Here is a 5116-nt window from a genome sequence, read left to right as displayed (position 1 = left end):
GGGGCGGCGGCCCCCCCGCCCCGCGTGCCGCCGGGGGGGGGGGGGCCGGGGCCCTACCCGCCCCCCCGCCCCTCCGTCGTGTCGTCCCGCGGGCTCAGACCACCTGGTGCAGCCAGCGCACCGGGGCGCCCTCGCCCGCGTAGCGGAACGGCTCCAGCTCGTCGTCCCAGGGCTTGCCCAGCAGCCGGGAGATCTCGGCCTCCAGGTCGGCCCCCTCGCTGCGGGCCCGCAGCAGGACGGCCCGCAGCCGGTCCTCGGGGATCAGGATGTCGCCGTGGATGCCCGTGACGGCGTGGAAGATGCCGAGCGTGGGCGTGCTGCTGTACCGCTCGCCCTCCGCCGTGGCGCAGGGCTCGCTGGTCACCTCGTACCGCATCAGCTGCCAGCCGCGCAGCGCGGAGGCGAGCTTCGAAGCGGTGCCGGGCTCCCCCTGCCAGGAGAGCTCGGCACGCCAGTGCCCGGGTGCGGCCGGCTGGCGGATCCAGTCCAGGCTCACCCGCACTCCGAGCACCCCCGCGACGGCCCACTCGACGTGCGGGCACAGCGCGCGGGGCGCGGAGTGGATGTAGAGAACTCCACGTGTCGTCACCGGGACCTCCAGGCTGTGGACGAGGGTCGCCTTCCCCAGCTGCCTCGTGCCTGCAGTTGATCCACAGTTACCCACGTTAGCCGACATTAAGCTACTAAATTGAGCAAAACGGACAGGCTTTCGCTCAATGCTAGTCGAATCCTCAACGAGGTCTACCCCTCGGCCGGATCTCTCCCCCGAACGGCCCCATCGCCGGGCGGGACCACCGTACCGCGCGGCGCGGGGCGATGGATGACGCACTTTCGGATCCGGCCGGAATGCGGTAGTGCGGCCGGTTCCCCTGCGCCGTGCACGCGAACCGCCCCGCGCGCCCGGTCGGGGCGGCGGGGCGGGTTCGACTCCGGACCAAGGGCCCTGACGGAGGGTCAGCCGTCCAGGCGGACCACCATCTTGCCGGTGTTGACGCCGCGGAGCAGGTCGAGGAAGGCCTCGGCGGCGTTGTCGAAGCCGTCCACCACGGTCTCCTCGGAGCGCAGCTCACCGGAGCGCAGCCAGCCGCCCACCTCGGCCACGAACTGCGGCTGCAGGGCGGCGTGGTCGCCGACCAGCATGCCCTCCAGGCGCAGCCGCTTGCCGATCGCCATCGCCAGGTTGCGCGGGGCGGCGGGCGGGGTGGTGTCGTTGTACTGGGCGATCGCGCCGCAGAGCACCGCGCGGCCGTGCACGCCGAGGGCGCCGATCGCGGCCTCCAGGTGCTCCCCGCCGACGTTGTCGAAGTAGAGGTCGATGCCCTCCGGGGCGGCCTTCGCGAGCTGCTCGGCGACCGGGGCGTCCTTGTAGTTGAAGGCCGCGTCGAAGCCGAGCTCGTCCACCAGCTTGGCGACCTTCTCCGCCGAGCCGGCCGAGCCAACCACCAGCGAGGCACCCTTGAGCCGGGCGATCTGGCCGACCAGCGAGCCGACGGCGCCGGCCGCGCCGGAGACGAAGACCTTGTCGCCCTCCTTGAGGGCGCCGACGGCGAGCAGTCCGGCGTAGGCGGTCAGGCCGGGCATGCCGAGCACGCCGAGGTAGGCGGAGAGCGGGCCGGCCGCCGGGTCGACCTTGACCGCGCGCTTCGCGTCCAGGGTGGCGTACTCGCGCCAGCCCAGCCCGTGCAGCACGGCGTCGCCGGGGGCGAAGCCCTCGGCCTCGGAGGCGACCACGTAGCCGACCGCGCCGCCGTCCATCGCCTGGCCGAGCTGGAACGGGGGCACGTAGGACTTGGTGTCGTTCATCCGGCCGCGCATGTACGGGTCGACCGAGAGGTGGGTGTTGCGGACCAGGATCTCGCCCGGGCCCGGGGTCCGGACCGGGGCCTCGACCAGGGCGAAGTCGGCGGGCACCGGCCAGCCCTGGGGGCGGGCGGCGAGGTGCCATTCACGGGCGGTCGCGGGGGCGGCCTGCTCTGCCATGGAGGTGCTCCTTGGGGGGGGGTTCGGCAGGTAAAAGGTTGAGGAACTGAAGTAACGATGGACATGAAAGGTTCATGTTGTCAACTTTTCAGGTAGACTCTGGGGCATGGACACCCAGCAGACCGAGGTCGCCACGCCGCAGTCCGACGAGATCACCCGCGAGGTCGTCGACCTGATGGCCAACCTGGTCGCCCTGTTCCATCGCGAGTACGAGGAGGCCGCCGCCGCCCGCTCGCTCACCGGCGCCCAGGCCAAGGTGCTCGCGCTGCTGCGGCGCGGCCCGCTGCCGATGCGCCACATCGCCCAGACGCTCAGCTGCGAGCCCTCCAACATCACCGGCATCGTCGACCGGCTGGAGGCCCGCGGCTTCGTCACCCGGGAGGCCGACCGGCAGGACCGCCGGGTCAAGCTGGTCGCCGCCACCGAGACCGGCGCGGCCGCCTCCGAGGAGCTGCGCGAGTCCCTCAACTTCGCCCGCGAGCCGCTCGCCGCGCTCGGCCCGCAGGAGCGCACCGTCCTGCGGGACCTGCTCCGGCGGATGCTCACCGGCGCCGCCGACCCCGGCGCGTGAGCAGCATCACAGCACTGCTGCCCGATTCGCCCGCCCTCAGGAGGTAACCGAACGGCCTTCCGGAACGTCTAACGTTCGAACATCGAACGCGAGAAACGTGAAGACGGGGGGCACGGGATGAGCAGCAGCACGCGCCGGCGCCGCTACCTGCGGACCGCCATCGGCCTGGCCGCCGTTCTGGTGCTGTCGGTCGTGGGGGCGGGGGCCTGGTTCTACCACCGGCTGGACAGCAACATCACCACCTTCGACGCGGGCGGCGTCGCCACCGAGCGCCCGCCGGCCCCCGTGCCGGCCAGCCCCGGCGCCCAGGTGCCGGTCAACATCCTGCTGCTCGGCTCGGACACCCGCGACGACGGCAACAACTCGCTGGGCGGCGGCGACGAGGGCGTCGGCAACTCGGACACCGCGATCCTGGTGCACGTCTACGCCGACCACAAGCACGCCGTCGGGGTCTCGATCCCCCGCGACACCCTGGTCACCATCCCGTCCTGCAAGCTGGCGAACGGCAGCTGGAGCAAGCCCCGCACCGACCAGATGTTCAACTCGGCGTTCAGCCTCGGCGAACTCGCCAAGGGCAACCCGGCCTGCACCCAGAACACCGTGGAGAACCTCACCGGGCTGCGGGTCGACCACACCGTCGTGGTCGACTTCAAGGGCGCCGCCGCGATGACCGACGCCATCGGCGGCGTGGACGCCTGCGTGCCCAACGACGTCAACGAGTACGGCATCCAGCTCAAGAAGGGGATGCAGAAGCTCTCCGGCAAGTCCGCGGTCGACTACCTGCGGACCCGGCACGGCATCGGCGACAACTCCGACATAGGCCGGATGAAGCGCCAGCAGGCCTTCCTCTCCTCGATGATCAAGAAGGTCCAGTCCCAGGGCTTCTCACTGCCCACGCTGCTGCCGCTGGCCGACGCCGCCACCAAGTCGCTCACCGTGGACGAGGGCCTCGGCACCGCGATGAAGCTGGTGGACTTCGCCCGCTCGCTGGAGGACGTCAAGCTCTCCGACGTCACCTTCGTCACCGCCCCCTGGCGCTTCGCCGGGGAGCGGGTGCGGCTGGTCCAGCCGGACGCCGACGCGCTGTGGAAGCTGCTGCGCGAGGACCGCACCCTGGACGGGCAGGGCACCGCCGGCACCGGCGCGGCCACCGCCGCCGCTGCCTCCGCCTCGCCGAGTGCGGGCCCCGGGACGAACGCGCCTCTCACCGCCGAGCAGGCCGGCGCCCCGGTCACCGTGGTCAACGGCGTCGGCACCGCCGGGCTGGCCGGCTCCGGCGCCGAGACCCTCAAGGGACGCGGCTTCCAGAACGTCACCCTCGGCGCCAACAACCCCGGCAAGCAGCACACCGAGGTCTCCTACGACCCGACGCTCAAGACCACCGCCGACCAGGTCGCCGCGCTCTTCCCCGGCGCCCGCACCGTCGAGGAGCCCGGCTCGGGCGCGATCACCGTCACCCTCGGCGCGGACTACCGGGCGGCCGGCACCCAGCTGAACTCGGCGACCGCGCCCTCGCCCACCGCCGGCGCGCCCAGCGGGATCCCGACCGGCATAGCGGAGAACACCCGCGGCGCCGACACCGACCCCTGCGCCGACCTGACCTTCGGATCCTAGGGCCCGGCTACTCCGGGTCCGGCAGGCCGGTGACCACGGCCGTCAGGCGGGTGCCGCGGACGAAGGCACCCGCCGCGGCCAGGTCGGCCAGCGCCGCGAGCAGCTTGGCGACGTACCGGCGTTCCACCGGGATGCCGTGCCGGCGTTCGAACTCCTCGGCGAAGGCGGCGAGTTCGGCCGGGACCTTGCCGTAGCCGCCGCCGTGGTGCGCGTGGTCGATCCGCCAGTTGGCGAACTCCCGCCCGAACCCGGCCCGGTGCAGCCGGGCGACCTCCGCCTCCAGGTAGCCCTCGCCGCCGCGCAGCACGGCCACCCCGAGCGCCCGGGCGCCCGGCGGCAGGCCCGCCGCGATCCCGGCCAGGGTGCCGCCGGTGCCCACCGGGCAGCAGACCACGTCGTGCCCGCCCAGGTCCGGCAGTTCGGCCGCGATCGCGGCCGCGCCGACCGCGGCCAGGGCGTTGGAGCCGCCCTCCGGGAGCACCAGGCAGCGGCCCCAGCGGCGCTCCGACTCCGTACCGTCGCCGGTGCCGTCCCCGGCGAGGGCCCGGCCGGTGGCCTCCCGGTAAGCGGCCCGGGTGAGGAACTCCAGCCGCATCCCGGAGCGTTCGGCGGCCCGCAGCGACCAGTTGCGCGGCCGGTCGGCCAGCTCCTCGCCGCGTACCAGCCCGACACTCTCCAGTCCGAGCGCGCCGGCGGCGGCCGCGACCGCCCGCAGGTGGGTCGAGTAGGCGCCGCCGAAGGTCAGCAGCCGGGTGTGCCGCTGTTCGACGGCGGCGGCCAGGTTCGGGGCCAGCTTGCGCCACTTGTTGCCGGGGACGGTCGGGTGCAGCAGGTCGTCCCGCTTGAGCCGCAGCTCCACCCCGGCCCGGGCGAACACCCCGTCGGTGCAGTCCACCAGCGGGGTCGGCAGCAGGGCGGGTTCGAGCATCCGGCCAGCTTACGGGCCCGGGA

5 protein-coding genes are annotated in these 5116 nt (G+C 73.4%); 2 read left to right on the top strand and 3 right to left on the bottom strand.

Annotated elements, in window-relative coordinates; all coding sequences use genetic code 11:
• Window positions 1-94: 94 nt before the first annotated feature.
• Both ACFV8H_RS41145 and ACFV8H_RS41140 read right to left on the bottom strand, forming a co-directional pair.
• On the bottom strand, window positions 95-589 hold the full coding sequence (locus ACFV8H_RS41145; RefSeq protein ID WP_270147090.1) for a DUF3145 domain-containing protein: 495 nt from the start codon (window positions 587-589) through the stop codon (window positions 95-97).
• 365 nt (window positions 590-954) lie between these two features.
• The gene (locus ACFV8H_RS41140) at window positions 955-1980 is read right to left on the bottom strand and encodes an NADP-dependent oxidoreductase (protein WP_380409871.1); all 1026 of its coding nucleotides are present in this window, start codon (window positions 1978-1980) and stop codon (window positions 955-957) included.
• Between the two features lie 106 nt (window positions 1981-2086).
• Between ACFV8H_RS41140 and ACFV8H_RS41135 the strand changes: the two genes are divergently transcribed.
• Together ACFV8H_RS41135 and ACFV8H_RS41130 are read left to right on the top strand one after the other, a co-directional pair.
• Complete coding sequence (locus ACFV8H_RS41135; RefSeq protein ID WP_375887716.1) at window positions 2087-2551, top strand: MarR family winged helix-turn-helix transcriptional regulator; 465 nt, start codon at window positions 2087-2089, stop codon at window positions 2549-2551.
• 117 nt (window positions 2552-2668) lie between these two features.
• On the top strand, window positions 2669-4165 hold the full coding sequence (locus tag ACFV8H_RS41130; RefSeq protein ID WP_380409868.1) for an LCP family protein: 1497 nt from the start codon (window positions 2669-2671) through the stop codon (window positions 4163-4165).
• A gap of 7 nt (window positions 4166-4172) precedes the next feature.
• Here the strand turns inward: ACFV8H_RS41130 and ACFV8H_RS41125 are convergent, their stop codons facing one another.
• Entirely contained in the window at window positions 4173-5093 is a 921-nt protein-coding gene (locus tag ACFV8H_RS41125) for a 1-aminocyclopropane-1-carboxylate deaminase/D-cysteine desulfhydrase (protein ID WP_380409866.1), read from the bottom strand.
• Between the last annotated feature and the right edge of the window lie 23 nt (window positions 5094-5116).

It is taken from the genome of Kitasatospora sp. NPDC059827 (assembly GCF_042731675.1).
GTDB lineage: Bacteria > Actinomycetota > Actinomycetes > Streptomycetales > Streptomycetaceae > Kitasatospora.
Note: the sequence above shows the minus strand (reverse complement) of the source record. Positions and strands in the feature narration are given on the sequence as shown.

Bases quoted from the DNA above. Each gene is read 5' to 3' on its own strand.
- ACFV8H_RS41140 (WP_380409871.1), bottom strand. From the start codon at position 1,980: ATGGCAGAGCAGGCCGCCCCCGCGACCGCCCGTGAATGGCACCTCGCC.
- ACFV8H_RS41135 (WP_375887716.1), top strand. From the start codon at position 2,087: ATGGACACCCAGCAGACCGAGGTCGCCACGCCGCAGTCCGACGAGATC.
- ACFV8H_RS41130 (WP_380409868.1), top strand. From the start codon at position 2,669: ATGAGCAGCAGCACGCGCCGGCGCCGCTACCTGCGGACCGCCATCGGC.
- ACFV8H_RS41125 (WP_380409866.1), bottom strand. From the start codon at position 5,093: ATGCTCGAACCCGCCCTGCTGCCGACCCCGCTGGTGGACTGCACCGAC.